General features: G+C 65.5%; 1 protein-coding gene and 1 pseudogene. Both read right to left on the bottom strand.

All coding sequences use genetic code 11. The annotated features are described in order from the left end of the window. A pseudogene (locus L107_RS16280) lies at window positions 1-447 on the bottom strand (carbohydrate porin); the annotation flags it as partial. Between the two features lie 339 nt (window positions 448-786). Further along, the coding region (locus tag L107_RS16275; RefSeq protein WP_201295938.1) for a carbohydrate porin at window positions 787-1,301 on the bottom strand (515 nt) is incomplete at its 5' end.

Here is a 1,301-nt window from a genome sequence, read left to right as displayed (position 1 = left end):
CACACTGCTCGACTGGCCGGCGGTGGTGAACTGACCGTTGGGGCGGCTCAGATAGAACAGGGCCGGGGTCACGCTGATGTTGTCGGTGACCTGGAACTTGTACCACCACTCCCAGACGAAGTTGCCGTCCTGGGGGGTCTCGCCGTTACGCAGCGAGGTGGTGAACACCGGCTGGCCCACCGCCATGCCGGCCTCGTTGCCCTTGGCGAACACGTCGGTCCACTGCAGGCCCACGCTCCAGGACTGGCTGGCGCCCCGGTTGGCCGACTGGTTGAAGGTCGGCACGGTGTCGCGCACCGGCACATTGATGCCGTTGATCCGGGCCAGGACAGGGTTCAGCGCCGGCTGGGTGAGGGCGTTGTAGCCCCAGCCCAGGCTGATGGAGGGGATCCAGCCGCTCTTCCTGGGCTGCCACGCGAAGGTGGTGGCGAAGTTGTTGGAGTAGGAGGCGTTGGTGCCGAAGTTCTCCGAACCCAGGAAGTGACAGCAGCCCAAGGGCCACCGGCGCCAGCAGGACGTGCTGGAAGGGTTTCATTGGTCCTCACACCAAAAAGAGGAATCCCCCGGAGGGGACGGCGCAAAGGTATAGGAATCCGCCTGCCGGGAAGAAAGGCCGGATTACACCGGCTGGTATTGCAGCTGACATGGAAACCCCGATGATCCTTGCTGTCGGAAGAAGGAAAGGACCGGGCAAGGTCCTGACAGGGCGGCCGTGGTCAGCACCCGGGAGAGGGACAGCCCCCCATGGAGGGGGGCCGGAGCGCTGTGAGGAGGGACGCCGAAGGATCAGAACCGGAACTGGGTCTGGACCAGGCCACCGAGCACACTGCTCGACTGGCCGGCGGTGGTGAACTGACCGTTGGGGCGGCTCAGATAGAACAGGGCCGGGGTCACGCTGATGTTGTCGGTGACCTGGAACTTGTACCACCACTCCCAGACGAAGTTGCCGTCCTGGGGGGTCTCGCCGTTACGCAGCGAGGTGGTGAACACCGGCTGGCCCACCGCCATGCCGGCCTCGTTGCCCTTGGCGAACACGTCGGTCCACTGCAGGCCCACGCTCCAGGACTGGCTGGCGCCCCGGTTGGCCGACTGGTTGAAGGTCGGCACGGTGTCGCGCACCGGCACATTGATGCCGTTGATCCGGGCCAGGACAGGGTTCAGCGCCGGCTGGGTGAGGGCGTTGTAGCCCCAGCCCAGGCTGATGGAGGGGATCCAGCCGCTCTTCCTGGGCTGCCACGCGAAGGTGGTGGCGAAGTTGTTGGAGTAGGAGGCGTTGGTGCCGAAGTTCTCCGAACCCAGGA

This window comes from Cyanobium sp. Copco_Reservoir_LC18 (assembly GCF_009834675.1).
GTDB lineage: Bacteria > Cyanobacteriota > Cyanobacteriia > PCC-6307 > Cyanobiaceae > Cyanobium > Cyanobium minutissimum.
Note: the sequence above shows the minus strand (reverse complement) of the source record. Positions and strands in the feature narration are given on the sequence as shown.